The sequence below is a fragment of the Streptomyces rubiginosohelvolus genome (genome assembly GCF_014649875.1).
Classification (GTDB): Bacteria; Actinomycetota; Actinomycetes; order Streptomycetales; family Streptomycetaceae; genus Streptomyces; species Streptomyces rubiginosohelvolus.
The window spans coordinates 847,527-873,499 of the sequence record NZ_BMTW01000001.1 but is presented as its reverse complement, the minus strand read 5'-3'; the positions used below and the strand labels follow the sequence as shown (position 1 = coordinate 873,499).

Below are 25,973 nucleotides of genomic sequence, written 5' to 3'. Positions count from 1 at the left end.
CCAAACGCCTCGGAGGGGCACGGTGAGGCACGCACCCCGCCCCCTCACGCCGCGTGGCGCTCCGCGTACTCCGCGATCTCCCGCATCGGCGGCCGCTCCTCCGTGTCCACCGCATGGGTGCGCGGCACGAAGCCGTCCTCGCCGCGCTCGAACTGGGTCAGCGCCGGCCGCACCAGATGGCCCCGGGAGAGCCGCAGCTGTGCCGTGCGGTAGATCGCCGCCGCCATCCGGCCCAGTGCCTGGCCGTCCTGGTGGCGGTGCCTGCGGACGCCGACGTCGACCTGGCCCAGCGCGTCCAGGCCCACGGTGTGCAGCGCGTCCACGAGCAGCCCCAGCTCCACTCCGTAACCGACCGGGAACGGCAGCCGCTCCAGCAGGGACCGGCGCACCGCGTACTCGCCGCCCAGCGGCTGCACGAAACCGGCCAGCTGCGGCCAGTGCAGATTGAGCAGCGGGCGTGCCACCAGTTCAGTGACCCGGCCGCCCTGACCTGCGCTGTCGCCGAGCGGGCGGTCGTACATCGCCTTGACGAACTGGACGGCGGGATCGGTGAGCAGCGGGCCGACCGTCCCCGAGACGAAGTCCGCCGAGAAGTCCTTCAGGTCGGCGTCCACGAAGCACACGATCTCGCCGCTGGTCACCAGGAGTGAGCGCCACAGCACCTCGCCCTTGCCGGGCAGGGCCGGGATCCTGGGCAGGATCGCGTCCCGGTGGACCACGCGCGCGCCCGCCGCCCGGGCCACGGCCGCGGTGGCGTCGGTGGAGCCGGAGTCGATCACCACGAGTTCGTCGACGAGCTGGACCTTCTCCATCAGCTCGCGGCGGATCACCGCCACGATCGCGCCGACCGTGGCCTCCTCGTTCAGCGCGGGCAGCACCACGCTCACGGACGTACGGCGCGGGTCGGCGGCCCGGGCGTCGGTGAGCTGGTGCAGCGGGCGGTCGCCGGACGACCAGGAACGCCTGGTCAGCCAGCGTTCCACCTCTTCGAGCACGGTCGGCACTCCCTGTGTGTGATCCATCTCGCGGTTCGGACGACTATCTCAACGGTCCGGTGCTTCGGTTACAGTCTTGAACAACGCGGATGACCGTCGCATGTCGGGGTCGGACCGCACATAAACGCCTGGATCGAAGATCCAGTGCCATAGAGCTCATCCAGAGGGACTGAGGGAACGGCCCGTTGAAGTCCCGGCAACCCTCCTGCCGACCGCGAGGTCACGGTGGGGAAGGTGCCAATTCCGTCTTGCGGCGAAATGCGTCGCGAGGAAGATGAGGAGAAAGGGCCTCCGCCATCATGGCTGTTCAGACCGTCGCAGGTAATGCCACCACCGCTTCCCCGGACCTGGGTCCCGCAGCGGCGCTTTCCTGCCGCGAGTGCGGCGAGCGTTTCGAGCTCGGCCCGCTTTTCGCCTGTGCGTCCTGTTTCGGGCCGCTCGAAGTGGCCTACGACCTGCCCACCGGCTCCCCGGAGGAGCTCCGCAAGCGCATCGAGGCCGGTCCGGACAACATCTGGCGCTACGCCCCGCTGCTGCCCGTCCCCGCCGACGTCGCGGACAAGCCCAACCTGAACCCCGGCTTCACCAAGCTGGTCAAGGCCTACAACCTCGCCCGTGAGCTGGGCGTCACCGGCGGCCTGTACGTGAAGGACGACTCCGGCAACCCGACGCACTCCTTCAAGGACCGCGTCGTCGCGATCGCCGTCGAGGCCGCCCGCGCCTTCGGTTTCACCACCCTCTCCTGCTCCTCCACGGGCAACCTGGCCGGAGCCGTCGGCGCCGCCGCCGCCCGCGCCGGACTGCGCTCCTGCGTGTTCATCCCGCACGACCTGGAGCAGGGCAAGGTCGTCATGGCCGCGGTGTACGGCGGTGAACTGGTCGGCATCGAGGGCAACTACGACGACGTCAACCGCTTCTGCTCCGAGCTCATCGGCGACCCGCTCGGCGAGGGCTGGGGCTTCGTCAACGTCAACCTCCGCCCGTACTACGGCGAGGGCTCCAAGACGCTGGCGTACGAGATCTGCGAGCAGCTCGGCTGGCGGCTGCCCGACCAGATCGTCATCCCGATCGCGTCCGGCTCCCAGCTCACGAAGATCGACAAGGGGCTCCAGGAGCTGATCAAGCTCGGCCTGGTCGAGGACCGGCCGTACAAGATCTTCGGCGCCCAGGCCGAGGGCTGCTCCCCGGTCTCCGCCGCCTTCAAGGCCGGGCACGACGTCGTCCGGCCGCAGAAGCCGAACACCATCGCCAAGTCGCTGGCCATCGGCAACCCGGCCGACGGCCCCTACGTCCTCGACATCGCCCGGCGCACCGGCGGCGCGGTGGAGGACGTCACCGACGAGCAGGTCGTCGACGCGATCAAGCTGCTGGCCCGCACCGAGGGCATCTTCGGCGAGACGGCGGGCGGGGTGACGCTCGGCGTGACGAAGAAGCTCATCGAGGCCGGTGTCATCGACCCGACGCTCACCACCGTCGTCGTCAACACCGGCGACGGCCTGAAGACGCTCGACGCGGTCTCCGCCACCTCGCAGGCCACGGCCACCATCAAGCCGAGCCTGGACGCGTTCCGCGCCGCGGGCCTCGGCACCGCCTGACGACCACCCCGTACCGAAGGAAGAAGGGCACCACCATGAGCGTCAAGGTCCGCATCCCCACCATCCTCCGTACGTACACGGGCGGCCAGGCCGAGGTACCGGCGGAGGGCACGAAGCTCTCCGAGGTCATCGAGTCCTTGGAGAAGGACCACCCGGGCATCGCCGCCCGCGTCCTGGACGACCAGGGCAAGCTGCGCCGCTTCGTGAACGTGTACGTCAACGACGACGACGTGCGCTTCGAGGGCGGCCTGGACGCGGCCACCCCGGACGGCGCCGGCGTCTCGATCATCCCCGCGGTGGCCGGCGGTTGCTGAACCGCCCCGGGCCGCTCGCCGGCGGTCCTCACCGCACCTCTGTGTGACCACGGTTGCCCCCTCCGCGAGAGAAGCGGAGGGGGCAATTCTGCATGGTTGAGCGCGGTACAGTTGGGGAAGCCCCATCCGCTGCCCGTGCCGCCCGCATATGAGAATGCGCCCGGCCCCGATAAGAAGCAGCCAAAGTGCGTGAACCTCTTGCGGCATAAGTGCCCTTTGCCTGGCCCGACTTGCCCGTAAATCTCAGCAAACCCGCATTTTCGCCTGTTCCTCTGTGCCCAGAATTCTCGTCCGATTGACCTGTTGCAGAGGGCAGTTGGACGGATACATTCGGCCGCGGTCGAGGCGCTGCGGCGCCGCGCACCCTCTCCTGTCGGAGGGTGAGTCACGACCCGGGGCCGCGAAGTGCGGTCCTGCGCAAGGGCCAGTAATAGGGGAGTTGGGCATGGCTCAGGGCACCGTCAAGTGGTTCAACGCGGAGAAGGGGTACGGCTTCATCGCGGTCGACGGTGGTGCGGATGTTTTCGTCCACTACAGCGCGATCCAGATGGACGGGTACCGCACCCTCGAAGAGGGTCAGCGAGTTGAATTCGAGATCTCGCAGGGCCAGAAGGGGCCCCAGGCCGACATGGTCAAGCTCGCCGTCGGCTGAGCTCGGCGCGGTCGTCCGACGACACCACTCACGCACGTAGGGCCCGACCCCGGATCAGGGGATCGGGCCCTACGCGCGTGAGGGGGACGGGCGGCGGTCACGGCCCGGTGCCGGCAGGGCTTCGCGCCCCTCGGCCGCATGGTGGGCACTCGCCGAAGGCGCTTGCACTCTCGGGGGTCGAGTGCTAATCATTGGCGTTAGCACTCTCCAGGTGAGAGTGACAGAACTTGGACCGGGCCGGTGAGGCCCGCAGGTGTGTTGGGGCAAGGAACCAGCACACGCGCAGGCCGTCCGTCGCGGGCGCCTCCCGGTCCGGAGAAATCCACCCCTGTCCGGGAGGACCACTTCACATGGCCAAGATCATCGCGTTCGACGAGGAGGCACGGCGCGGTCTCGAGCGCGGGATGAACCAGCTCGCCGACGCCGTCAAGGTCACCCTCGGCCCCAAGGGCCGTAACGTCGTCCTCGAGAAGAAGTGGGGCGCGCCCACGATCACCAACGATGGTGTTTCCATCGCCAAGGAGATCGAGCTCGAGGACCCGTACGAGAAGATCGGTGCGGAGCTGGTCAAGGAGGTCGCCAAGAAGACGGACGACGTCGCCGGCGACGGTACGACCACCGCCACCGTTCTCGCCCAGGCTCTCGTCCGCGAGGGTCTGCGCAACGTCGCCGCCGGTGCCAACCCGATGGCCCTCAAGCGGGGCATCGAGAAGGCCGTCGAGGCCGTCTCCGCCGCTCTGCTGGAGCAGGCCAAGGACGTGGAGACCAAGGAGCAGATCGCTTCGACCGCCTCCATCTCCGCCGCCGACACCGAGATCGGCGCCAAGATCGCCGAGGCGATGGACAAGGTCGGCAAGGAAGGCGTCATCACCGTCGAGGAGTCCCAGACCTTCGGTCTGGAGCTGGAGCTCACCGAGGGTATGCGCTTCGACAAGGGCTACATCTCGGCGTACTTCGCCACCGACATGGAGCGTATGGAGGCGTCGCTCGACGACCCGTACATCCTGATCGTCAACTCGAAGATCGGCAGCGTCAAGGACCTGATCCCGCTGCTGGAGAAGGTCATGCAGTCGGGCAAGCCCCTGCTGATCATCGCCGAGGACGTCGAGGGCGAGGCGCTCTCCACCCTGGTCGTCAACAAGATCAAGGGCACGTTCAAGTCCGTCGCCGTCAAGGCCCCGGGCTTCGGCGACCGCCGCAAGGCCATGCTCGCGGACATCGCCATCCTCACCGGTGGCACCGTGATCTCCGAGGAGGTCGGTCTCAAGCTGGAGAACGCCGGCCTGGACCTGCTCGGCCGCGCCCGCAAGGTCGTCATCACCAAGGACGAGACGACGATCGTCGACGGCGCCGGTGACAGCGACCAGGTTCAGGGCCGCGTCAACCAGATCCGTGCCGAGATCGAGAACTCCGACTCGGACTACGACCGCGAGAAGCTCCAGGAGCGCCTCGCGAAGCTGGCCGGCGGCGTGGCCGTCATCAAGGCCGGCGCCGCCACCGAGGTGGAGCTCAAGGAGCGCAAGCACCGCATCGAGGACGCGGTGCGCAACGCCAAGGCCGCCGTCGAGGAGGGCATCGTCGCCGGTGGTGGCGTGGCTCTGCTCCAGGCCTCGGCCGTCTTCGAGAAGCTCGACCTCACGGGCGACGAGGCGACCGGCGCCAACGCCGTGAAGCTCGCGCTGGAGGCCCCGCTCAAGCAGATCGCCGTCAACGGTGGTCTCGAGGGTGGCGTCGTCGTGGAGAAGGTCCGCAACCTGCCGATCGGTCACGGCCTCAACGCCGCGACCGGCGAGTACGTCGACATGATCGCCGAGGGCATCCTCGACCCGGCGAAGGTCACGCGCTCCGCCCTGCAGAACGCCGCGTCCATCGCCGCGCTGTTCCTCACCACCGAGGCCGTCATCGCCGACAAGCCCGAGAAGGCCGGCGCGGCCGCTCCGGGCGGCATGCCGGGCGGTGACATGGACTTCTGATCGGGCACGGAGGCCCCGGCCTCCCACCTGATCGAAGTTCGGCGTACGTCCCACAGGGGCGGTATCTCCTTCACGGAGGTGCCGCCCCTGTGGCGTGTCCGGGTTCCTTGGGACAATGACCTGAGGGGACGGTCGTACGCACACGGGGGGCGGGACGGGCATGAGCGGGAGCGGTACGGGGAGAACGGGCGGCCGAGGGCGGCTCAAGGGGGTCTCGCTCGTCGTGGGCGGCGCCCTGCTGTTCGCGCTGGGGCTGGGCGTCGTGGTGACCGGGACGGGCCTCTCCGGCGCCCTCGGCATGCGGGTGGAGACCTTCGGCCGGATCGACTGTGACGACACCCGCACCAAGAAGGGGCAGACCGTCTGGCACTGCTTCGGCGAGAGCGCGGCCCAGCAGCGCGTCAATGCGGCCGAGCGCGACCTGGTGGCCCGCGAGATGCTGCGCGCCCATGTGGACGGCGTGCCTCGGTCCGAGGAGATCAGCCGCAGCAGAATTCTCTTCGCCGACCACGACGGCCGGAACGACCCCGCGACGATCACCGCGACCCAGGTGTTCGACGGCGGACGCTGGTACGCCCACTCCTCGACGGTCGTCGGCTACGGCATGATCCCGCTGTTCGTGGGCGCGGGAACGGCGGCCTGGGGCGGCTACCGGCTGCGCAAGAGGTAGGGGAGGAGCGGCTTCCGGCTCGTGAGCGCCGGTGGCCGGGCGGTTGTGAGGGGTCCGCGTGGCCGAATGACTACTTGCCGTGGCCACTCCCGTGCGGCAGCACGTTTCGGCGCGACTGTGCCGAGGGCGGTGGCGCGCCCGCGATCCCTGGGGTAGAGCGGCCGCGGAGCCCGGTCCGGGGCCCGTTCCGGCTGGTTCGCCGGATCCGCCGACGGCTGCTCCCCGTCGTGCCAGCTCACTGCCCGGTCCGGTGGCCGCATCCCGCCATTGGTCCAGTCCACCGGCTGCCCCTGTCCGGGTCGTGTGCGACTGCACAGGGTGGGGGCAAGGCGGTCCCGGACCGGGGCGGAGGTGTCCGGCAATGAGCCCGCCAGGACCTCGACGCTCGCGCTATCCAGCCAACTTCGCACGGTAAGTCGGAATCATGCGTACCGGTTCAACGGCCGGACATGATGGCTCTGGTGTTCGCATGACGAACACCAGTCGCACGAATAACTCCAGTTATGCAGAGGCCAGTTACGCATAACGGTCGTCAACCGCACAGAAGGGAAGGTGTCATGAAGCAGCAGAAGCAGCAGAAGAAGGCTTACGTGAAGCCGTCGATGTTCCAGCAGGGCGACTTCTCGAAGAAGACCGCCGGCTACTTCGTCGGCTCGTACAAGGAGTACTGGACCCGTCGCATCGTCTGATCCGCCGATCCGATTCCTGTGCACCGCGTGAGAACTTCCGAAAGGTGAAGATGCCCGGCCAGTTGCGTGACTACTTCGTCGTCCTGCCGGACAGCGCGGCGGGAGCGGCAGCGGCCGGGCAGCTTCCCGTCCCGGAAGCGGCTGCCGGCCGGTCCTCGGCGCCGGACGTCACCGGGCCCGCCCGGGAGGTGAGCGACGCCCTGACCGTCGCCCACCCCTCGGGCCGGCCCTGGGTCGTGGCCCGCCCGCTGGTCCGCAAGGTCAGCCACCTCGCGCGCGGCGAGGACGGCCTCGTCCTCATCGGCCCGGACCGCGTCCCCGACGCCGTACTCGCCCAAATCCTCGAAGGCGCCCGCGACCGGACCGGCCTGGAGCGCCGCCTCGCCCGGCTGCCCGGCCTCTACCACGTGGTCGCCCGGCTGTCGGGGAAGAGCTGGATCCGGGGCACCGCCACCGGGCTCCGCCGCATCTACCACGCCCGGCACCCGGCGGCCGGAACCATCGCCTCCGACCGCCCCGCCGTCCTGGCCCGCCTGATCGACGCGCCCCTGGACGAGAGCGCGCTGGCGCTCCGGCTGCTGGACTTCCTGCCGCACCCCCTGAGCCGCCGCGCCGTGTGGCGGGGCGTCCACGAGACCGGTGCCGGGTACGGCCTGGCCCTGCCCGTCGCAGCACCGGGCACGGCCGCCGTCCCCGGTCCCACGGAACACCGCTGGTGGGAGCCGCCGCCCGGGGAACTGCCCCTGGCGGAGGGAGCCCGCAGGGTCGGAGAGGCCATCACGGCCTCCGTACGGGCCCATGTCGGCGGCCGCGACCGGATCAGCTGCGAACTCTCCGGCGGCCTGGACTCCACCGTCCTCGCCTTCGCCGCCCGGGAGGCCGGCCCCGCGTCGCTGTCCCTGCTGACGGTGGCCGCCCGGGACCGCTACAGCGAGGACGAGAGCTGGGCGCGCAGAGCGGTCGAGGTGGCACGGAACACGGCCGCGAGCACCGCCCCCGCCCTGGACCACCACGTCATCCCCGCCGCCGACGCCCCCTACTTCTACGCCGATCTCGCCTCCACAGCAGCCGAGTTGAACGACGAACCGCTCCCCGTCGCCCCCGGCCGGGCCCGTGCGGAACTGCTCCTCGGCCGCGCCCGGGCCACCGGCTCCCGCTACCACCTCACCGGCTACGGCGGCGACGAGATCTTCCTCGGACTGCCCCACGCCTACCAGGACCTCTTCCGCGGCAACCCGTTCACCGCCTGGAGCCACCTCGGCGGCCTGCGCCACCAGCTCGGCTGGCCGCTCCTGCCGACGCTGAAGGCCCTGCTCGACCGTTCGGCGTTCCCCCGCTGGCTCGCCGGGGCGGTCACCGCCGCACCCCAGCCCGTCGCCCGGACCCCGCTGCTCTCCTGGGGCGTACGGCAGTCCCCGCACCCCTGGCTCACCGAGCACGCCAAGACCCTGATCGCCGAGGAGTTCCGGGCCGCCGCCGAGCACGCCGAACCGATCGACCCGTGGCGGGGGAGGCACGTCGACATCGACGGCGTACGGATGGGAGCCCGGCACTTCCAGGCGATGGAGGACATCGGCATGACGCTCGGGCTGCCGGTCGCCGCGCCCTTCTACGACGACCGGGTCCTGGAGGCGACCCTCGCCGTCCGCCTCCCGGAGCGCATCAGCCCCTGGCGCTACAAGCCGCTGCTCGTCGAGGCGATGCGCGGGGTGGTGCCCGACGCGCTGCTGGCCCGGACGACGAAGGACCACATGTCCTCCGACGAACACCAGGGCCTGCGCGAACACGCTACGGACCTGGCCGAGTTGTGGACCGGGTCCCGCCTGGCCGAACACGGCCTGGTGGATTCGCGCCACCTGCTCCGACTGGCGGCCGAACCCTTCTCGCCGGTCCTGGTCGAACACTCCATCAGCTCCACCGTGGCCGGGGAGACCTGGCTCCGCACAGCCGAGAACGCCTGGCCCACACACCGGCCGACCCCCACGACCACCCCCAGCGAGGCATCCCTGTGAAGCTCAGAAAAGGCATCGCCGTCACGACCACCGAGTACGGCGGCGTCCTCCTCGACGAGAAGAGCGGCAGCTACTGGCAGTTGAACGACACCAGCGTCATCGTCGTCGAGACCCTCGCCGCCGGCCGCGCCCCCGAGGCCGCCGTCGACCGGATCGTCGCCGAGTTCGACGTCGAGCGGGCCGAGGCCGAGTCGGACGTCGCGGAGCTGACGCGCCGGCTCGTCGAGGCGAAGATCCTGCGCCCATGACCACCGAGATGACGATGCCGCGCCGGGGCGCGGGAGCCGGCGGGGTGCGCCTGCGGGCCGCCATCGCCGCCGCGTTCGTCCTGGCCCGGCTCAAGCCCGGCCGGCTGCGCCGGGTGCTGGCCCGGTGCTCGCGGGGCGCGCGCCCGGCCCCGTACGCCGAGACGCTGGAGGTGCTGGAGGCGGTCGTCGCCACCAGCCGCCGCTGCGCCAGCCGTTACGGCTGCCTGCCCCGCTCCGTGGCCGTCGCCCTGGCGTGCCGGATGTCCGGTGTCTGGCCCGACTGGTGCGCGGGGGTCTGGGCGACCCCGCCGTTCTCCCCGCACGCCTGGGTGCTGGCGGAAGGACGTACGGTCGGGGAGCAGGCAGAGGCCGCCGATCTGCGTCCTTTGATGGTGGTGACGGTACGCGAGGGGGTTCAGGGTGAGCGCGGTGGCGGGGACGGCGGCGGAGCCGGGGCAGACGGGTCAGGGCCCGGGCAGACCGCCTGAGAACACGGAACCGCCCGGCTCGCCGACACCCCCGGTCCCGGCCCTCTCCACCTCTCCGTCCCCCCTCCGGCTGCTCCTCGCCCGGGTCCGTCCGCACCGGGGCGTCCTGATCCGGGCGGGCCTGCTCTCGCTCGCCGGGTCCGGGGCGGGGCTGGCGATGCCGCTGATGGCGAAGCACGCGGTGGACACGTTCGCCGACGGCCGCTCGCCCGTGGCCCCGCTCGTCGCGCTGACCGCGCTGGTGCTGGCGGGAGCCTGCCTCTCCGCGTACGGGAGCTTTCTCATGTCCCGCACGGGAGAGGGAGTGGTCCTGCGCGCCCGCGACCAACTGGTGGGCCGCATCATGCGGTTGAAGGTCCCGGCGGTGGACCGGCTGACGCCGGGCGACCTCCAGTCACGGGTCACGAGCGACACGACCCTGCTCCGTACGGTGCTGTCGAGCGGGCTCGTCGAGTCGTTCAACAGCGTGCTGATGCTGCTGGGCACGATCGCCCTCATGGCGTACATGGACCTGACGCTGCTCGGCGTGACGCTGGTGGTGGTCGTCGGCATCGGGGCCGTGACCTCCCTGCTGATGCCGCGCATCCAGCGGGCGCAGCTCAAGGCGCAGGAGTCCGTGGGCGCGATGGGCGCGGCGCTGGACCGGGTGCTCCAGGCGTTCCGTACGGTCAAGGCGAGCGGGGCGGAGGACCGGGAGACGGCGGCCGTCGCGGCGGCGGCGCGGCATGCGCACGACCGGGGCGTCACGGTGGCGAAGTGGTCCTCGGTCACCGAGGTCACGATGACGATGTCGATCCAGCTCGCGTTCCTGGCGGTGCTGGGCGTCGGCGGCGCGCGGGCCGCCTCCGGCTCGCTGGAGATCTCCTCCCTGATCGCGTTCCTGCTCTACCTCTTCTACCTGATGGGCCCGATCGCCGGTCTGGTCGAAGGGTGGACAGGCCTGCAGAGCGGGCTGGCGGCGGTGCGCCGGATCGACGAGGTGGAGTCGCTGCCGGGCGAACCGGCGGAGGAATCCGGCGGGTTGACGAAGGGGGACGGCGGGCCGCTCGGGGTGACCTTCCAGGACGTGACCTTCGGGTACGGGGACGAGCGCGCCCCCGCCCACCAAGGCGTGACGTTCGATGTGCCGGCCGGGGGGATGGTGGCGCTGGTGGGCCCGTCCGGGGCGGGCAAGTCGACGGTGTTCAGCCTGCTGGAACGCTTCTACGACCACGAGGCCGGCACGATCACCGTGGGCGGCCGCGACATCCGGGACTGGCCGCTGGCCGAACTGCGGGGCTCGCTGGCGTACGTGGAACAGGACGCGCCGGTGCTCGCCGGGACGCTGCGGGAGAACCTCCTCTTCGCGGCCCCGGACGCGGACGAGAAGGAGCTGGCGGCGGCGGTGACCCGTACCCGGCTGGACGCCCTGGTCGAGCGGCTGCCCGAGGGTCTGGACACGGCGGTCGGCCACCGGGGCGTCACCCTCTCCGGCGGCGAACGCCAGCGCATCGCCATCGCCCGTGCCCTCCTGCGCCACCCCCGGCTGCTCCTCCTCGACGAGGTGACCTCGCAACTGGACGCGGTCAACGAGCAGGCGCTGCGCGATGTGATCCTCGAACTGGCCCAGCGGACCACGGTGCTGGTGATCGCACACCGCCTGTCCACCGTCCGGCACGCGGACCGCATCGTGGTCCTGGAGGAGGGCCGGGTCCGCACGGCGGGCACGCACGAGGAGCTGATCGCCGGGGACGAGCTGTACCGCGAGCTGGCGACGACGCAGCTGGCGGCGGACGGCCAAGGGGTGTAGGCGTACGGCCGGGGCGGCGGCGGTCCGGTCCTCCTGAGGGAAGATCACGGCATGACGCACACAAGCCCTTCCTCTGCGGAGTCCTCGCTCATGTTGTCGCCCGCGTTGTCGTTCCGGCGGGCGGGGGAGAGCGACCTGACCGAGCTCGTCCGCCTCCGGGACGACGCCGCGCGGTGGCAGATCGAGCGCGGCATCGACCAGTGGAAGCCCGGGGAGCTGGGCCCGGAGCACTTCGGGGCGCGGTTGCGGGCGGGCGAGGTGTGGATCGCGACGGTCGGCCCCGGCGGGCCGAGTACCGGGGCCTGGGAGCTGTGGTGGGACGACGAGCCGGCCTGGGGCGTCCAGCCGCCGGTCGCGGGCTATGTCCACCGGCTGATGACGGACCGGCGCACCGCCCCGCCCGGAGCCGGGCGGGCGCTGCTGGCGGAGGCCGAGCGCCGGATCGCCGCGTCGGGCCGCCCGCTGTGCCGGCTCGACTGCCTGACGTCGAACACCCGGCTCCGCCGCTACTACGAGGAGGCGGGGTACGTGGTGGTCGGCGAGCAGGCGGGGAAGAACGGCGACGGCGGGCGGACGTACGGGGTGACGTTGTTGGAGAAGCGGGTGGGGGCGGGCTGAACCCGAGCCGGGCCCCGGGTGGGGACCGACTGAGCACCGGCGGGCCCCAGGGTGAGCACCGACTGCGCACCGCGGGCCCAGGGTGACCACGGGCTGAGAGCCGGCCGGCCCAGGGCGAGCACCGGCTGTGACGACGGTCACCCCATTGCCTCTCCGGTGATGTAGACCGGACGGCCGTCGGCGGGCGTATACCCGGTGAAGCGAAAGATCCGGGAGCAGCTTTTGACCGTCGAGGAGTTCGAAGAGTTCTACGCCCAGGCGGTCGCACGTCTCACCGGCCAGTTGTACGTGATGACCGGCGACCTCCAGGAGGCGCAGGACGTCGTGCAGGAAGCGTTCGTCAAGGCGTGGGTCCGGCGGGGGCGGCTGGAGCGGGACGGGCAGCCCGAGGCGTGGATCCGTACCGTCGCCTGGCGGCTGGCGGTGAGCCGTTGGCGTTTCCGGCGGCGGTCGGCGGACGCCTGGGGCCGGGGGAGCGGTGCGGCGGAGCACGTGGCGCCGCCGGATCCGGACCATGTGGTCCTGGTCGACGCGCTGCGGGAGCTGCCCGCCCAGCAGCGGCGGACGCTGACCCTGCACTACCTGTGCGATCTCACGGTCGAGCAGATCGCCGGGGAGACCGGGCTTTCCACCAGCACGATCAAGACGCATCTGGTCCGTGGACGGGCGGCGCTCGCCCACCGTCTGCGGGACCCCCGCATCGAGGAGGCTCCTGATGTCTGAACCGCAGGACCCGAGGGAGCCGCAGGATCCGTTGCGGTCACTGTTCCGGGAGGCCGGGGAGTTCGGGCAGGCACTGACCGCCCCGGAGACCGCGTCGGGCATCACCCGGCGCGGCATGCGCGCCCAGCGACGCCGGATGGCCGTGGTCGCGGTGGGGGTGTGCCTGGTCGTCGGCGGGGGCGGCGCGGTCGCGGTGGGCCTGCTGCCGGTGCGGCCGGAGCCGGTGGCCCCGGCGACGAGCCCGTCGCCCAGCTACCCGTCGCCCGCACCGTCGCAGGGCCTGCCCACGGAGCCGCCGTCCCCGCCGCCGTCGCCGAGCACCACGATGCCGGGGGGCGCTGGGTCGGAGGGGCCGACGGGCCGGACCACCGAGCCGGGCGGACCGCCCACGCGTACAAGCACAAGTACGAGCACGAGCATGACGCCACCGACGGCTTCGGCGACGACTGACGGGGGCGCGCCGACGCCCTGACGCGGCCGCCACCCTTCTCCTCTTCCCCTGCCCCTTCCCCTTCCGTGACCCGGCGGCTTCCCGGGCGATCCGGCGCGCCCCGACGTACCCGCGAGGCGTGCCCGAAAGGTGCCTGCGTTGTCCACGCTCTCCCCCGGACTGCGGCCTCCGCCTGTCCGTCCTGCGGCGGCCGCCGCCGCGCCCGAGCCCCGGGCGGCGCGGTTCCGCCTGAGCCCCGCCGATCGCGATGTCCTGTGGCTCTACCTCCTGACCCGGATATCCCTGTGGATCACGGCCCACTTCGCCCGCTGGCTGTTTCCCGCGCAGTCCGGCGTACGGGAGACGGCCCCGGTCCTGGCGCCCTTCCAGCACTGGGACGCGAACCACTACCTCCACATAGCGCGCGACGGCTACTTCCCGGCGGGCGCGGGCCCGTGGACGAGCGGCTGGGACAACCGGGAGGCGTTCTTCCCCGGCTACCCCTTCCTGCTCCGTGCCGTGCACACGGTCGTACCGGACTGGACGGGGGCCGGGCTGCTGATCTCGTTGGTCGCGGGGGCCGTTGCCGTACTGTCCCTGGCCCGTGTCGCGCGGGCGTATCTGCCGGAGGAGGGGGCGGGACACCGTACGGTCGTCCTCTTTCTGCTCTCGCCCTGCGCGGTGTTCCTGGCGGCGGGTTACACGGAGGCGCTGTTCCTCGCGTTCGCCCTGCCCGCCTGGCTCGCTGCCATGAAGCACCGGTGGGCGCTCGCCGCCGTCCTGACGACGCTGGGCACGGCGGTCCGCGTCAGCGGCCTGTTCCTCGCGGCGGCGATCGGGCTGCTGTTCCTGCTGTCCGTCCGTGCGGGCGGGGGCCGGCGGACCTGGCGGTCGACGGGCTGGACGCTGCTGCCCGCGCTGCCCCCGGCCGCGTACAGCTGGTATCTGCACGCGCACACCGGCGACTGGATGGCCTGGAAGCACGCGCAGGAACGCGGCTGGTACCGCACGTTCCACACCCCGTGGGAGGCGTGGGTGAACACCTGGACCGGGGCGTTCGGCGGCACGCAGTCGACCGGCTACGCGTTCATGTTCCAGGCGGAGTTGGCGGCGATGCTGGTGGGTCTCGCCCTGGTGGTGCTGCTGGTACGCCGACGCCGGTGGCCGGAAGTGGTGTACGTGGCCCTGAGCCTATGGGCGTTGGGAACCTCGTACTGGTACACGTCCGTCCCGCGCGCGACGCTGCTGTGGTGGCCGCTGTGGATCGGCCTGGCGGCGCTGAGCCTGCGTCGGCCGTGGTTCAGGACGGTGTACCTGTGCGTGGCGGCCCCGGTGACGACGCTCGTCGCGCTGACGTTCCTGACGGGGAGATGGGCGGGTTGAGGGGGCGGGCCGGCCGCGCCGGTGGCTGCTGCCGGATTACGGGTCAGAGCACGGCCAGCCGTTCCACCAGGAGATCGAGCCGCTGCTCGGCGCCCTCCGGCAGGAGCCGCCCCGCCCGGGTGAGGGTGGCCAGCCCGTGCAGGGCGGACCAGAAGAGCTCGGTGAACAGCGCCGGGTGGACGCCCTCCCCGGCGACCTCGCCGAGCGTCTCCAGCAGCGCGGCGAAGGCGTCCTTCAGCGGCTCCGGGGTGTCCTCCTGCGCGAAGGCCAGGCCGCCGTCGAGCTGGAACAGGGCGTCGTAGACCGCCGGGTTCCGCTCGGCGAACTCCAGGTAGGCGTGGGCGAGGGCGGCGACCCGGGCGCGGCGGCCGTCCGCGTCGGAGGCGGCGGCCCGCAGCGCCGCGGCCATCTCGGTGGCGCCTTCCAGGGCGACGGCGCCGATGATCTCGCGCTTGCCGCGGAAGTGGCTGTAGAGGACGGGCTGGCTGTATTCGATGCGCTCGGCGAGCCGGCGCGTGGTGACCGCGTCCCAGCCCTGCTGCTCGGCGAGTTCGCGAGCCGTCGCCACGATGAGGCGCTCGCGGCTCGCCCGTTCCCGTTCCTTGCGTTCCTGTACCGACATGCCTCGATTCTAGCACCGCTAGACAATCGAGCGGCAGTAGCGCTAGCGTTGCCTCATCATCTAGCGCCGCTAGATCCCAGGAGGGGTCATCATGCTCGACGCACTTGAGATCGTCACCACCGTGATCGTCGGACTGCTGGTGGGGGTGGAGTTCTCCGTCGCCTTCGTCATCAACCGGATTCTCGACGCGCTCCCCGACGACAGCGCGCAGCTCGGCCGAAGCCACGGGGGCCGGATGCTGGGGGCGTTGATGCCGTTCTGGTACATCGGCTCACTCGTCCTGAGCGCGATCTGGGCCATAGCCGGATGGGGGGAGGGAGGCGTCGGCCTGGTCGTCGCCGCGGGTGGGCTGCTGCTCCTCAGTGTGGTCATGTCGCTCCTGCTGCTCGTCCCGATCAACAACCGGGGCAAGACGTGGACCCCGGAGAACCGGCCCGAGGACTGGAAGGAGCAGATGAACCGCTGGGACCGCTACCACTACGTCCGTGTGGCCGTCCTCATCGCCGCCTTCGCCTCGCTGGTGACGGCTCTCGCCTGAGTCGGGGGTGAGTGGGGAGGTCCGCGGGCGGGATGCCCCTCGCCTGTGCGGGCCCGCACACTCCCACTCCTCTGCCTCCCCTCACCCCGTCCCGCCCAACCGGTCCAACTCCAGCCCCGCAGGCGGCGGGAGCGGGCCGGTGGCGGGGCCGGCCCGGAACGACTCCAGCAGGTAGCCCACCAGTCGCCGGGACGCCGCAGCGGCTTCCGGGCCCGCTCCGTTCGCCACGCCGTTGTTGGCCAGCAGGGTCAGCACCACGTCCGAGACGTCGAAGTCCGGGCGCAGTGCGCCCGCCTCCTTCGCACGTCGGACCAGCAGGGCCAGCCCCTCCTCCGCCCGGTCGCGCTCCCCGGCGTATGCCGTGTCGCCCGGGAACCGGGCCAGGAACGCGTGCGTGAATCCCCGGTCGGCGGCCTGCATCGCGCACACCTTCCGCAACACCGTGCAGAACCCGCGCCACGGGTCCGGGTCCTCCAGAGCCTCGTCCAGCGCCCCCGCGCATTCGGCGAGCTGCTCGGTGAACGCCTCGGTGATCAGTGAGGTACGGGTGGGGAAGCGGCGGTAGAGGGTGGCGACGCCGACGCCGGCCCGCCGTGCGATGGCGCTGATCGGTACGTCGATGCCGTGCAGCGCGTACGCCTCGCGGGCGGCCCGCAGGATCCGCTCCCGGTTCTCCCGGGCATCCGCCCGCAGGGCATCGGGGCCGGGGTCCGGGGTGACCGGGGGCGGGTTGTGAGAGGTCTGAGCAGGCATGTCTCTCACTTTAGGCTAAATGGAGGGGGTCGTCCGTTTACCGGCCTACCGTGGATCGGAAGCAGCACTCACCCCGTATCGACATCGACGGAACAGACAGGACACCCCCACCGTGAACGACATGCGCGCCGCGCTCTACGACAACTACGGGCCGCCCGAGGTCCTCTACGAGGGCCGGGTCCCGGTGCCGGTCCGCAAGCCGGGCGAGGTGCTCGTCCAGGTTCATGCGGCGAGCGTCAACGGCGGGGAGCTGTACGGGCGCGCCGGGAAGGTCCGCCTGGTCACCGGCCGGCGCTTCCCGCAGCGGACCGGGCTCGACTTCGCCGGTGAGGTCGCCGAGGTGGACGCCTCGGCCACCGGGCTGCGGGCCGGCGACCGGGTCTGGGGCATCCTGGGGCGCTCCTCCTTCGGCAGTGCGGCGGAGTACGTCTCCGTCCGGCCCCGCCAGATCGCGTACGCCCCCGAGAACGTCACCCTGACCGAGGCCGCCTCGCTGCCCGCCGGGGGCACCACGTCCCTCACCGCCCTGCGCGACAGGGCCGGACTCCGGGCGGGCGAGCGCCTGCTCGTCCGCGGGGCGTCCGGCGGCGTCGGCAGTGTCGCCGTCCAGCTCGGCAAGGCCCTCGGGGCCCACGTCACCGGCCTAGCGAGCGCGAAGAACTCCGACTTCGTAAGGGAGTTGGGTGCGGACGAGGTACTGGACCACCGGACCACGCCTCTGGCCGAACTGGACCGCTACGACGTCATCATGGACACCGTCGGCACCGAGCACCGCCTGCTGCGAACGCGGTTGGCCCCCGGCGGACGACTGGTCTCCATCGCCTTCGACATCGACCATCCGGCCCGGAGCATCGGCTATCTGCTGGGCTCGGCCGTGCATGGCCGCCAGCGGGTCCGGTTCTTCAGCGGCAACCCGAAGCACGACCTGTTCGCCGAACTGACCGCCTATGTCGAACGCGGTGATCTGCGGCCCGTCGTCGACACGGTCCATCCGCTGGCGGACATCGCCGCCGCCCACCGCGCGTTGGAGGGCGGCGGGGTGCGGGGCAAGCATGTGATCCGGTTGGTGTGACCGCCGTGAGGGTGCGATGGACGAGCTGGCAGCCCCGGCCGACGGAGCCTGACGACGACCGGCGCGAGAGAGTTCCGTTCAGCTTCGGCGGATCCGGTGGGCCTCGGCGACCAGTCCCGGAGGGAGCTGCGGCCCTGCGCACGCGTAGTCGATCAGCAGGTTCCGGTAGGCGGGGTGGCCGCTCGCGCGAGGGCCGTCCACATGACCCGATCGACGGCGTCGGCGCGGTCGCACAGAGCCAAGGCCAGTTCGTACCGGCCGCAGGCCCGGGGCAGCCGGGCCATGGCGGCCAGCGATTCCGGTACCGGGTCCCGTTCGGACACCACGTCGAGGGCATGGAACCAGGGCGCGAACCGGTCCCGCATCGCGTCGGTGTCCAGGTCGTGGCCGTAGTCTCCGCCGCAGTGCGCCATCACACCGGCGAGACCGGCCCCCGCCGCAACTGACTGATCCGACATCCTCGGACCCTACCTATGGCCAAAGTCCTGGGGACCTCCGCGTGGGCGGCGATGCCCCTACCAGGGTGAGCGGGTGTCGCGGAGTTCCGCCGGGGTCTGCTCCGGCAGAGCATCCCCTTGGTCGGTGCGCAGAAGCATGCCCGGGTCGGGGAGGAAGTCCTCATTGGGCGGCGCTGGCTGGTGGAAGCGCTCGGTGTGCGGAATGGCGAATTCCACCAGTCGGCCCTCCTGGAACATCCAGAGCCCGAAGCAGTCGTCGTCCTGGTCGCGCAGCAGAACTGAACCGTGTGCGGATGCGGCCGGTGTCTTAGACGATCCGCGGGATGACCTCGCCGCGCTTCGTCGACCAGTTCGTGACGATCGGCTTGTCCACCGTGGGCGCGTCCGGCAGCTCGACCTCGGCCGGGTTCGGGTCGTCCTCGGAGGTGGCGATGATGACGTTCTCGAACTGCTTGCCGCCCTCGCCCTCGGTGGTCTTGACGTTGATACCGGCGTACGCGACCGAGGAACCCGAGAGCTTGATCGGGTCCTCGCCGCCCTGCCCGACGGGTGAGGCTACGCCGTCGGCGCCCGAACCGAACGAGACGCTGGGAGTGTTCACGTCCAGGTAGCAGGTGATGCCGGACTTCGCCTTGGCGGTGACGAGGTAATGGCTGATCGGCTGAGCCTCCCACGTGACCGTGAAGTCCAGGTCGTTGGTGCCGCAGGACTGTCCGTAGCCGCTCTTGTCGCCGGCTGCGGAGTCGCCCTTGTCACCGGACGTGGAGCCACCGCTCTTGGAGGTTCCGGCCGACGTGCTCTCACTGGCTGATGCGCTGTCGCCCGACGGGGTCTCGCCCTTGCCGTCCCCGGTGGAGGAAGAGGCGGCGGAAGGAGCCGCAGCACCCGTCTCCGACGGGTCCTCGGGGCCGCAGGCCGTGGTGGCGGCGAGGGCTGTCACGACGGCGGCGGCCAGGACGAGGCGGGCGGAACGGGTGGCGAGACGCGAGCGCATCATGAACTCCAACGGCGGTCGACTGCGTTGCTCTGCAATGACATCGACGACGTTAGGGGCGGCTCCATCCTGAAATGATCCTGCGCATGTCCAGGTTCTGTTTCAGCGAATCCGTTCCATGAAAGCGGTGTTGAAATGCGCCAGATTTTCAGCGGGGTACGTGACCGAATGCGAGGATCGAATGATGAGCAATCCCCGTTGTGAGCTGCTGCGCTGGCAGTTCGACATGACCTGGTCACTGTTCGACTACCACCTGGAGCGACTCGGGCCCGATGACTTCCTGTGGGAGCCCGCTGATCTGTCGTGGACCGTGCGTCCGGACGCCGCCGGGAACTGGCTGCCGGACTGGGCCGAGACCGAGCCCGACCCCGTTCCCGTTCCCGTTCCCACCATCGGCTGGGTGAGCTGGCATATCGGTTGGTGGTGGAGCACCACCATCGATCACCTACGAGGACGGACGCCCCGGGAGCGTACCGACGTCACGTGGCCGGGCAGCGGACCGGCGGCTGTCACCTGGCTCCAGGAGCTACGCACCCAGTGGCTGGCTGTCCTCGACGAACTCACCGACGCCGATCTCGATGCGGTCTCCACGCTGCCGTGGCAGACCCCGCCGGACAACACCGTCGGACACACGGTCGCCTGGCTGAACGCCGAGCTGATGAAGAACGTCGCCGAGATCGGGCAACTGCGCCTGATTCGAGCGGCATCGAAGCACTAGGGCGCTTCCTCCGCCGGCTGTGCCGGTCACCGCCCCCGCGTCCGGCGACCGCTCCCGCGGCTCCACTCGTGCGCCGCCACCACCAGGCACACCGCCACCAGGACCACGTTCTTGACGACGTACTGCCCCTCCATGGTCGGCGCGGGTGAGTGGGGCTGCCACATTGCGTCGGGGAGGAGGAAGAGGGTCGAGAACACGCCGCCCATGTGCAGGAAGAACGCGACGAGGGCGGGGCGCAGCAGGCGGCGGCCGACGATCAGGCCGATGCCGATGGCTGTTTCGAGCGCTGCGAGGGAGAGCAGCAGGACGGTCTCCGGGACGAGGCCCAGCGTCATCTTCGTGGCCGCGTCCACGGCCAGCTGCTCGGCCGGGCTGGCCGACGGGAACAGCTTCAGCACGCCGAAGCCGACGAAGACGATGCCGACCGTCGCCCTCAGCAGGGCGAGGGCGTGGACGTCTACCAGCTCGGCGAGTCGTCGAAGGAATCGGAAGCCGGGAGGGCGGTGGGTCCGATCCAGCTCTCGTTCCCCCGCGGGGGGTTCAGGGATTCCGCTGGTCGGGGGCAGGCTCGGCTCTACGGTGTGGCTGCTCATGTGCGATCTCCCGTGATGTCTGTGGGGGTGGGAAAACGTGCATGGGTGGACCCGCGCGGCTCGTCGGGCACCTGGGGCGACGGGGCGATTCGTGGATGGTGCGGGGCGGTGCGCGCCTGGAGGTGGGGGCGGGGAGCGAGTGCGGGGCCGTACGTGATCGACGTGGCCGGATTGCCTTCGCTGCTTGGTCTAGACCATACGGACGAGGGCTGGGAGGTCGTCAAGGGGCGCGTCCACCAGCCCCCACCGCAAGGGGCGCATTCGCGCCATGTTGCTTCAGGGGATGGAAGCGGTTGCCGATGTGGTCGCCGTACGGGCCGGGGCCAAGCCCTCCGTAGAGCTGGGCGTGGCTCATCCTCGGCTCACCGGGGCCGATGGGCTTCTCGGCCACCTCGGCGCCCCGCCGCTCACCGCGGCCGCCCCTCGCCCCGCCCCCGCGCACCCCCGATCTTCCATCCGGCCGAAAGCCACCCGCCCGAATCCGGGAGGAATCAGCCGCCGGGCACGTCGAAGGGCCCCGGGGCGTGCACCCCGGGGCCCTTCGACAAGCGGGTGGGATCAGCCCCGCTCCAGCCCGCCCCGCCCGATCACCTCCGCGTACCACCGCGCGCTGTCCTTCACCGTCCGCCGCTGCGACGCGAAGTCCACGTGCACGATGCCGAACCGCTTGCTGTAGCCGTACGCCCACTCGAAGTTGTCCAGCAGCGACCAGAGGAAGTAGCCGCGGACATCCGCCCCGTCCTCGATCGCCCGGTGGACGGCCTCCAGGTGCCCGTCCAGGTACGCCACCCGCTCCGGGTCGTGCACCTCGCCCTCCGGGTCCGCGTAGTCGTCGTACGCCGCCCCGTTCTCCGTCACCAGCACCGGCACGGACGGGAGCTCGTCGCGCAGGCGGGTCAGCAGTTCGTACAGGCCGTCCGCGTCCACCGGCCAGTCCATCGCCGTGCGCGGGCCCGCCGCCGGGGTGAACGCCACATGCTGCTCCGCGCCCGCCCAGGGGGACGGGGACTCCGACGTGCCCGCCGAAACCACGCTGGGGGAGTAGTAGTTGATGCCCAGCGAGCCGATCGGGGTCGACGTGACCTCCAGGTCGCCGTCCTTCACGAACGACCAGTCCGTCACCGCCGCCGTGTCCGCCACCAGGTCCTCCGGCAGCCGGCCGTGGAACACCGGGTCCAGGAAGATCCGGTTCGCCACCGCGTCGATCCGGCGCACCGCGTCCCGGTCCGCCTCGGTGTCGCTCAGGGGGCGCAGGGCGTGGACGTTCAGGGTGAGGGAGATCTCCGCCGTGTCCGGGAGGCGGTCCCGCAGGACCCTCGCGCCCGCGCCGTGCGCCAGGTTCAGGTGGTGGGCGGCACGCAGGGCTGCCAGGTCGCTGGTCCGGCCCGGCGCGTGGACCCCGTTCCCGTACCCGAGAAACGCCGCGCACCAGGGCTCGTTGAGCGTCGTCCACGTCGACACCCGGTCGCCCAGCGCTCCCGCCACCAGGCCCGCGTACTCCGCGAACCGGTGTGCCGTGTCCCGCTCCGGCCAGCCGCCCGCGTCCTCCAGCTCCTGCGGCAGGTCCCAGTGGTAGAGCGTCGCCACCGGTCTGATGCCGGCTCCCAGCAGCTCGTCCACCAGGCGGCGGTAGAAGTCGAGGCCGCGCTCCACCGCCGGGCCCCGCCCCGTCGGCTGGACCCGGGGCCAGGAGACCGAGAACCGGTAGTCCGTGACGCCGAGTTCCTTCATCAGGCGTACGTCGTCCGGCATCCGGTGCAGATGGTCGGCGGCGATGTCACCGGTGTCGCCGTTGCGCACCTTGCCGGGCGTCCGGCTGAAGGTGTCCCAGATGGACGGCGTACGGCCGTCCTCGGCGGCCCCGCCCTCGATCTGGTACGCGGCGGTCGCCGTGCCCCACCGGAAACCGGTCGGGAAGCGGAGCACCGTACCGGTCTCGGGTCGGGCGGCCGGGGCGGTCGCCGGGCGGGCTTCATCGACAGCGGTCATGAGACGGACACTCCAGGGTGAGGGGGGACAGAGGGAGAAGAGGAGGCGGGCGGTCCGGTCAGCCCTTCACCGCGCCCTGCATGATGCCGCCGACGATCTGCCGGCCCAGCAGGCCGAAGACCAGCAGCACCGGCAGCGTGCCGAGCAGCGTGCCGGCCATGATCACCGACTGGTCGTTGACGTAACCGCCGCCGAGCTGGCGCAGCGCGACCTGCACGGTCGGCTCCTGCGAGGACAGCGCGATGATCGGCCAGAAGAAGTCGTTCCACGCCGTCATGAAGGTGAGCATCCCGAGCACAGCCATCCCCGGCCGCGCGATCGGGATCACGATCGACCAGAAGATGCGCGCGGTGGAGGCGCCGTCGACCCGGGCCGCCTCGATCAGCTCGTCCGGCAGCGACTGCACCAGGTACTGGCGCATGAAGAAGACACCGAAGGCCGAGACCAGGCCCGGCAGGATCACCGCCTGGAGCTGGTTCACCCACTGGAGCTCGGCGATCAGCATGAAGAGCGGGATCACGCCGAGCTGCGGCGGGATCATCATCGTGCCGATCGTCAGCGTCAGCAGGGCGTTGCGGCCCTTGAACTTCAGCTTGGCGAAGGCGAATCCGGCCAGCGTGCAGCACAGGACCGTGCCGATCGTGATCGAACCCGACACGATCAGCGAGTTCAGCAGTGCCTTGCCGATGTCCGCCTCTTCGAGGACCTGCTCGAAGTTCTTGATCAGGTTCGGGCCCGGCAGCAGGCTCGGCGGCACCTTCGCCATGTCCGCGTTGGACCGGCTGGCCGCGACGATCGTCCAGTAGAACGGGAACGCCGAGATGAGGAGGGCGAAGCCGAGGATCAGGTAGGAGAGCCAGCCGCCCTTCATCGTGCGGCCCGCGCCTCCGCCCTTACGTATCCGCTGTGCGCGCGGGCCCTGCGGCGGGTCGCCCTTCTCGGGCGCGGTCGGCGGTGCGGCGAGCGCGGTCATCGGCCGGCCTCCTTGCGTGCGCGGCGGCGCGCGATCAGGGCGTTGACCCCGACGAGCACCACGATGAGGACGAACATCACCCAGGCGATGGCCGCGGCCCGGCCCAGGTGGAAGAAGCCCCAGCCCTGCTCGTACATGTACAGGCCGAGCGTCTGGTACTGGTGCGAGATACCGCCCGAGATCGACCCCTCGAACAGCAGCGGCTCACCGAAGAGCTGCGTCGCGCCGATCGTCGAGATGATGACGGTGAAGACGATCGTGGGGCGCAGCCCGGGGAGCGTGACGTGGATGAACTGGCGCCAGCGCGACGCCCCGTCCATCTCCGCCGCCTCGTACAGCTCGTGCGGGATCGACTGCATGCCCGCCAGGTAGATGAGCGCGTTGTATCCGGTCCACCGCCAGATCACGATCGTCGACACCGCGATCTGCGAGGCCACCGTGCCGGTCTGCCAGTCCACCGGGTCGAAGCCGACCAGACCGATCACGTAGTTGATCAGCCCGAAGTCCTTGCCGAAGAGCTGCGCGAAGACGAGCGTCGCGGCGGCCACGGAGGTCGCGTACGGGAGCAGGATCGCGGTCCGGATGAAGGTCCGGCCGCGCAGCTTGTAGTTGAGCAGGTGCGCCAGGCCCAGCGCCATCGCGAGCTGCGGGACCGTGGACAGCACGCCGATCGTGAACGTGTTGCGCAGCGAGGTCCAGAAGTACTCGTCGGTGAACAGCGCCGTGTAGTTGGCGATGCCCCGCCACTCCATCTCGCCGCTCGTCTGGAGCTCGACCCGGTAGAGCGAGACGAACGCGGTGTAGAGGAGCGGGAAGAGGCCGAAGGCCAGGAAGAGCGTGAAGAACGGGGCGATGTAGGCGTACGGGGAGGCCTTGCGCCAGGTGCGCCGGAGCGCGGCGGCCCGGCCGTCGTCGGGGCCGGGCCCGGTTCCGGCGGGGCTGCGGGGCCCGGCCTTCGCGGTGGCGGTGAGGGACACGGTGCGGCCCTTCGGGATCGGGGGCGGAGAGACGAGCTGCGGGGAGGGGTACGGGGGTGGGGCCGGGCCACCGTGGTGCGTACCGGTGGACCGGCCCCAGGCAGGAAGGGGGGAGGAGCGGGACCGTGTGGACCGGCGGGGCAGCCGGTTACGTGGTCCACGCCGGATCGTGCGGACCGGCGGGTCAGCCGATCACGTTGTCCACGCCCTTCTTCGCCGTCCCCCACGCCTTGTCCGACGACGTCCCCTTGCGCTCGACCTCGCTCAGCGCGTTCGTGATCTGCTGCATCACGTTCTGGTCGTGCACACCCAGCACCTGGACCGGGGACTCCTTCGCCGCGTCACCGAAGATCTGGCCGATCGGCGCACCCGAGAAGTAGTCGTCCTTGGCACCCGCGATCGTCTCGATGGCGCCCGTCGAGGACGGGAAGTTGCCCTGCTTCTGGAAGACCTTCGCCTGCTGCTCGGGGGCGGTCAGCCACTCGATCAGCTTGTACGCCTCCTCCTTGTGCTTGGCCGCACGCGGGATGGAGAGGTACGAGCCGCCCCAGTTGCCCGCGCCGCCGGGCAGCTTGGCGATGTCCCACTTGCCCTGGCCACCGTCACCGGCCTGGCCCTTGATGTAGCCGAGCATCCAGGCCGGGCAGGGAATGGTGGCGAAGGAGCCGGCGGCGAACGCCTGGTTCCACTGCGGGGACCACTGGTCGAGCTTGGCGCTCAGGCCCGCCTCGGCCGCCTCCACGGAGGTGTCCCAGGCTTCCTTGACCGCCGGGTTCTTGTCGTAGATCAGCTCGCCGGAGGCGTCGTAGTAACGCTCCTTCTCCTGGCCGATCATGATCCCGTAGAGCGAGCCGACACTGTCCAGCCAGGCGCTCTTGGCGGGGGCCTTCTTCTTGTACTCCTTGCCCAGCTCCAGGTAGCCGTCCCACGTGGCCCACTTCTTCGCGAGCTCCTCGCGGTCCGTGGGCAGCCCGGCCTCCTTGAAGAGGTCCGTGCGGTAGCACATCGCCTCGGGGCCGACGTCCGTGCCGAGGCCGAGGATCTTGCCGTCCTTGGTGGTCGCCGCCGACCACTTGGCCTCGGCGAACTCGCCCTTGAGCTTGTCGGCCCCGAACTCCTTCAGGTCCTGGAACTTGTCGGACTGCTGCTGGGTGACCGACGCGATCCGGCCCACCTCCACGCCCTGCACGTCCGCCAGGCCGCCGCCGCCCGCGAGCCGGGTCTGGAGCGACTTCCAGTAGTCCGCCTCGTCCTGCGTGTCGCTCTGCTTGATCGTGATGTTCGGGTTGAGCTTCTGGTACTCCTCGTAGAGCCCGGCCTCCTTGAAGCCGAAGGACCCGAAGAGGTCCACGTTGAGCGTGACCTTCCCGCCCGCGCTGTCGGAGGAGTCCGACGAGTCGCTGGATCCACAGGCGGCGAGGAGGGCCCCGGCGAGGACGACCGCGCCGAGGCGGGCGGTGGCTCTCTTGGCGGCTCGGGCGATGGGCATGGGAAGCCTCCCTTGGCTTCGGGATGAACCGAGCGCCTTGAGAGCGCTCTCAAAACCTGCGTCTGGAGCGTCTCCCACCGTCCTCGCCCCGTCAAGACTCGAACGCATAACAGCTTGGGGTTACACCGGACCGCCTTCCAACTGCCGCCTGTGTGCGTTCTCTTGACACTCACGTTTCAGGAGTTTTACGTTCCTTGGCACTTGAGAGCGCTCTCGAA

Annotated in this window: 28 protein-coding genes and 1 riboswitch; of the genes, 17 read left to right on the top strand and 11 right to left on the bottom strand. The window is 70.8% G+C overall.

Translation table 11 applies throughout. From position 1 onward, the window contains the following. Positions 1–44: 44 nt before the first annotated feature. Positions 45–995: a glucosyl-3-phosphoglycerate synthase gene (locus tag IE134_RS04165; protein WP_030718378.1), complete on the bottom strand. Its 951-nt coding sequence runs from the start codon at positions 993–995 to the stop codon at positions 45–47. A gap of 153 nt (positions 996–1,148) precedes the next feature. Then, positions 1,149–1,276: riboswitch (SAM riboswitch) on the top strand. Positions 1,277–1,294: 18 nt separating this feature from the next. Between IE134_RS04165 and thrC the strand changes: the two genes are divergently transcribed. The 14 genes from thrC to IE134_RS04095 all read left to right on the top strand — a co-directional run bounded on the left by thrC (position 1,295) and on the right by IE134_RS04095 (position 14,579). Further along, positions 1,295–2,590: a threonine synthase gene (gene thrC, locus IE134_RS04160; protein ID WP_189429608.1), complete on the top strand. Its 1,296-nt coding sequence runs from the start codon at positions 1,295–1,297 to the stop codon at positions 2,588–2,590. Between the two features lie 35 nt (positions 2,591–2,625). Beyond that, the gene (locus IE134_RS04155; RefSeq protein WP_006126483.1) at positions 2,626–2,904 is read left to right on the top strand and encodes a MoaD/ThiS family protein; all 279 of its coding nucleotides are present in this window, start codon (positions 2,626–2,628) and stop codon (positions 2,902–2,904) included. 445 nt (positions 2,905–3,349) lie between these two features. Then, a complete protein-coding gene (locus tag IE134_RS04150; RefSeq protein ID WP_003967346.1) occupies positions 3,350–3,556 on the top strand; it encodes a cold-shock protein in 207 nt (68 codons plus the stop codon). A 350-nt stretch (positions 3,557–3,906) separates the two neighbouring features. Next, complete coding sequence (gene groL, locus IE134_RS04145; RefSeq protein WP_003967345.1) at positions 3,907–5,529, top strand: chaperonin GroEL; 1,623 nt, start codon at positions 3,907–3,909, stop codon at positions 5,527–5,529. Positions 5,530–5,689: 160 nt separating this feature from the next. Further along, on the top strand, positions 5,690–6,199 hold the full coding sequence (locus tag IE134_RS04140) for a hypothetical protein (protein ID WP_229823299.1): 510 nt from the start codon (positions 5,690–5,692) through the stop codon (positions 6,197–6,199). Between the two features lie 557 nt (positions 6,200–6,756). Further along, positions 6,757–6,888, top strand: a complete 132-nt coding sequence (locus IE134_RS04135) for a keywimysin-related RiPP (RefSeq protein WP_107047159.1) — start codon at positions 6,757–6,759, stop codon at positions 6,886–6,888. A gap of 50 nt (positions 6,889–6,938) precedes the next feature. Then, on the top strand, positions 6,939–8,900 hold the full coding sequence (locus IE134_RS04130; RefSeq protein WP_032769162.1) for an asparagine synthase-related protein: 1,962 nt from the start codon (positions 6,939–6,941) through the stop codon (positions 8,898–8,900). Further along, positions 8,897–9,148, top strand: a complete 252-nt coding sequence (locus IE134_RS04125) for a lasso peptide biosynthesis PqqD family chaperone (RefSeq protein ID WP_010056003.1) — start codon at positions 8,897–8,899, stop codon at positions 9,146–9,148. The genes IE134_RS04130 and IE134_RS04125 overlap by 4 nt, the downstream gene beginning before the upstream one ends. Continuing rightward, the gene (locus IE134_RS04120) at positions 9,145–9,636 is read left to right on the top strand and encodes a lasso peptide biosynthesis B2 protein (RefSeq protein WP_030718403.1); all 492 of its coding nucleotides are present in this window, start codon (positions 9,145–9,147) and stop codon (positions 9,634–9,636) included. The genes IE134_RS04125 and IE134_RS04120 overlap by 4 nt, the downstream gene beginning before the upstream one ends. Continuing rightward, a complete protein-coding gene (locus IE134_RS04115; protein WP_373296792.1) occupies positions 9,578–11,425 on the top strand; it encodes an ABC transporter ATP-binding protein in 1,848 nt (615 codons plus the stop codon). The genes IE134_RS04120 and IE134_RS04115 overlap by 59 nt, the downstream gene beginning before the upstream one ends. Positions 11,426–11,476: 51 nt before the next feature. After that, positions 11,477–12,043, top strand: a complete 567-nt coding sequence (locus IE134_RS04110; RefSeq protein WP_189429604.1) for a GNAT family N-acetyltransferase — start codon at positions 11,477–11,479, stop codon at positions 12,041–12,043. A 222-nt stretch (positions 12,044–12,265) separates the two neighbouring features. Further along, positions 12,266–12,766: a SigE family RNA polymerase sigma factor gene (locus tag IE134_RS04105; RefSeq protein ID WP_030718411.1), complete on the top strand. Its 501-nt coding sequence runs from the start codon at positions 12,266–12,268 to the stop codon at positions 12,764–12,766. Continuing rightward, positions 12,759–13,238 (top strand): hypothetical protein, encoded by a 480-nt coding sequence (locus IE134_RS04100; protein ID WP_189429603.1) that lies wholly within the window; start codon positions 12,759–12,761, stop codon positions 13,236–13,238. Before IE134_RS04105 ends, IE134_RS04100 begins: the two co-directional genes overlap by 8 nt. Positions 13,239–13,355: 117 nt before the next feature. Beyond that, entirely contained in the window at positions 13,356–14,579 is a 1,224-nt protein-coding gene (locus IE134_RS04095; RefSeq protein WP_189429601.1) for a mannosyltransferase family protein, read from the top strand. A gap of 43 nt (positions 14,580–14,622) precedes the next feature. Here the strand turns inward: IE134_RS04095 and IE134_RS04090 are convergent, their stop codons facing one another. Further along, a complete protein-coding gene (locus IE134_RS04090; protein ID WP_098893765.1) occupies positions 14,623–15,201 on the bottom strand; it encodes a TetR/AcrR family transcriptional regulator in 579 nt (192 codons plus the stop codon). A 91-nt stretch (positions 15,202–15,292) separates the two neighbouring features. On the opposite strand from IE134_RS04090, the gene IE134_RS04085 reads away from it, so the two are divergent. Further along, positions 15,293–15,739 carry an anthrone oxygenase family protein gene (locus IE134_RS04085; RefSeq protein WP_030718420.1) on the top strand — a complete coding sequence of 149 codons (447 nt, stop codon included), beginning with the start codon at positions 15,293–15,295 and terminating at the stop codon, positions 15,737–15,739. 81 nt (positions 15,740–15,820) lie between these two features. Here IE134_RS04085 and IE134_RS04080 read toward each other — a convergent pair whose 3' ends face one another. Continuing rightward, positions 15,821–16,492 (bottom strand): TetR/AcrR family transcriptional regulator, encoded by a 672-nt coding sequence (locus IE134_RS04080; RefSeq protein ID WP_189429600.1) that lies wholly within the window; start codon positions 16,490–16,492, stop codon positions 15,821–15,823. Between the two features lie 112 nt (positions 16,493–16,604). Between IE134_RS04080 and IE134_RS04075 the strand changes: the two genes are divergently transcribed. Next, positions 16,605–17,564, top strand: a complete 960-nt coding sequence (locus IE134_RS04075) for an NAD(P)-dependent alcohol dehydrogenase (RefSeq protein ID WP_189429598.1) — start codon at positions 16,605–16,607, stop codon at positions 17,562–17,564. A 152-nt stretch (positions 17,565–17,716) separates the two neighbouring features. On the opposite strand, the gene IE134_RS04070 is transcribed toward IE134_RS04075, so the two are convergent. From IE134_RS04070 to IE134_RS04060, 3 genes are all read right to left on the bottom strand, one after another. Further along, positions 17,717–18,022, bottom strand: a complete 306-nt coding sequence (locus IE134_RS04070) for a hypothetical protein (RefSeq protein WP_229823296.1) — start codon at positions 18,020–18,022, stop codon at positions 17,717–17,719. A 57-nt stretch (positions 18,023–18,079) separates the two neighbouring features. Beyond that, positions 18,080–18,238, bottom strand: coding sequence for a hypothetical protein (locus tag IE134_RS04065; RefSeq protein ID WP_189429596.1), 159 nt, complete (start codon positions 18,236–18,238; stop codon positions 18,080–18,082). 91 nt (positions 18,239–18,329) lie between these two features. After that, the gene (locus IE134_RS04060) at positions 18,330–19,016 is read right to left on the bottom strand and encodes a DUF4232 domain-containing protein (protein ID WP_189429928.1); all 687 of its coding nucleotides are present in this window, start codon (positions 19,014–19,016) and stop codon (positions 18,330–18,332) included. A 184-nt stretch (positions 19,017–19,200) separates the two neighbouring features. On the opposite strand from IE134_RS04060, the gene IE134_RS04055 reads away from it, so the two are divergent. Next, entirely contained in the window at positions 19,201–19,734 is a 534-nt protein-coding gene (locus IE134_RS04055; protein ID WP_189429594.1) for a DinB family protein, read from the top strand. 26 nt (positions 19,735–19,760) lie between these two features. On the opposite strand, the gene IE134_RS04050 is transcribed toward IE134_RS04055, so the two are convergent. The 5 genes from IE134_RS04050 to IE134_RS04030 all read right to left on the bottom strand — a co-directional run bounded on the left by IE134_RS04050 (position 19,761) and on the right by IE134_RS04030 (position 25,755). Further along, on the bottom strand, positions 19,761–20,327 hold the full coding sequence (locus IE134_RS04050) for a DUF417 family protein (protein ID WP_189429592.1): 567 nt from the start codon (positions 20,325–20,327) through the stop codon (positions 19,761–19,763). 558 nt (positions 20,328–20,885) lie between these two features. Continuing rightward, complete coding sequence (locus IE134_RS04045; protein ID WP_189429590.1) at positions 20,886–22,316, bottom strand: GH1 family beta-glucosidase; 1,431 nt, start codon at positions 22,314–22,316, stop codon at positions 20,886–20,888. A 58-nt stretch (positions 22,317–22,374) separates the two neighbouring features. Next, the gene (locus IE134_RS04040; RefSeq protein ID WP_097948415.1) at positions 22,375–23,289 is read right to left on the bottom strand and encodes a carbohydrate ABC transporter permease; all 915 of its coding nucleotides are present in this window, start codon (positions 23,287–23,289) and stop codon (positions 22,375–22,377) included. Next, complete coding sequence (locus tag IE134_RS04035; protein ID WP_030718448.1) at positions 23,286–24,266, bottom strand: carbohydrate ABC transporter permease; 981 nt, start codon at positions 24,264–24,266, stop codon at positions 23,286–23,288. The genes IE134_RS04040 and IE134_RS04035 overlap by 4 nt, the downstream gene beginning before the upstream one ends. A 184-nt stretch (positions 24,267–24,450) precedes the next feature. Then, positions 24,451–25,755: an ABC transporter substrate-binding protein gene (locus IE134_RS04030; RefSeq protein WP_030718450.1), complete on the bottom strand. Its 1,305-nt coding sequence runs from the start codon at positions 25,753–25,755 to the stop codon at positions 24,451–24,453. Positions 25,756–25,973: the final 218 nt, after the last annotated feature.

Bases quoted from the DNA above. Each gene is read 5' to 3' on its own strand.
- IE134_RS04040 (WP_097948415.1), bottom strand. From the start codon at position 23,289: ATGACCGCGCTCGCCGCACCGCCGACCGCGCCCGAGAAGGGCGACCCG.
- IE134_RS04150 (WP_003967346.1), top strand. From the start codon at position 3,350: ATGGCTCAGGGCACCGTCAAGTGGTTCAACGCGGAGAAGGGGTACGGC.
- IE134_RS04030 (WP_030718450.1), bottom strand. From the start codon at position 25,755: ATGCCCATCGCCCGAGCCGCCAAGAGAGCCACCGCCCGCCTCGGCGCG.
- IE134_RS04070 (WP_229823296.1), bottom strand. From the start codon at position 18,022: ATGTCGGATCAGTCAGTTGCGGCGGGGGCCGGTCTCGCCGGTGTGATG.
- IE134_RS04085 (WP_030718420.1), top strand. From the start codon at position 15,293: ATGCTCGACGCACTTGAGATCGTCACCACCGTGATCGTCGGACTGCTG.
- IE134_RS04110 (WP_189429604.1), top strand. From the start codon at position 11,477: ATGACGCACACAAGCCCTTCCTCTGCGGAGTCCTCGCTCATGTTGTCG.
- IE134_RS04100 (WP_189429603.1), top strand. From the start codon at position 12,759: ATGTCTGAACCGCAGGACCCGAGGGAGCCGCAGGATCCGTTGCGGTCA.
- IE134_RS04155 (WP_006126483.1), top strand. From the start codon at position 2,626: ATGAGCGTCAAGGTCCGCATCCCCACCATCCTCCGTACGTACACGGGC.
- IE134_RS04045 (WP_189429590.1), bottom strand. From the start codon at position 22,316: ATGACCGCTGTCGATGAAGCCCGCCCGGCGACCGCCCCGGCCGCCCGA.
- thrC (WP_189429608.1), top strand. From the start codon at position 1,295: ATGGCTGTTCAGACCGTCGCAGGTAATGCCACCACCGCTTCCCCGGAC.
- IE134_RS04140 (WP_229823299.1), top strand. From the start codon at position 5,690: ATGAGCGGGAGCGGTACGGGGAGAACGGGCGGCCGAGGGCGGCTCAAG.
- IE134_RS04130 (WP_032769162.1), top strand. From the start codon at position 6,939: ATGCCCGGCCAGTTGCGTGACTACTTCGTCGTCCTGCCGGACAGCGCG.
- IE134_RS04080 (WP_189429600.1), bottom strand. From the start codon at position 16,492: ATGCCTGCTCAGACCTCTCACAACCCGCCCCCGGTCACCCCGGACCCC.
- IE134_RS04055 (WP_189429594.1), top strand. From the start codon at position 19,201: ATGAGCAATCCCCGTTGTGAGCTGCTGCGCTGGCAGTTCGACATGACC.
- IE134_RS04120 (WP_030718403.1), top strand. From the start codon at position 9,145: ATGACCACCGAGATGACGATGCCGCGCCGGGGCGCGGGAGCCGGCGGG.
- IE134_RS04050 (WP_189429592.1), bottom strand. From the start codon at position 20,327: ATGAGCAGCCACACCGTAGAGCCGAGCCTGCCCCCGACCAGCGGAATC.
- IE134_RS04060 (WP_189429928.1), bottom strand. From the start codon at position 19,016: ATGCGCTCGCGTCTCGCCACCCGTTCCGCCCGCCTCGTCCTGGCCGCC.
- groL (WP_003967345.1), top strand. From the start codon at position 3,907: ATGGCCAAGATCATCGCGTTCGACGAGGAGGCACGGCGCGGTCTCGAG.
- IE134_RS04090 (WP_098893765.1), bottom strand. From the start codon at position 15,201: ATGTCGGTACAGGAACGCAAGGAACGGGAACGGGCGAGCCGCGAGCGC.
- IE134_RS04135 (WP_107047159.1), top strand. From the start codon at position 6,757: ATGAAGCAGCAGAAGCAGCAGAAGAAGGCTTACGTGAAGCCGTCGATG.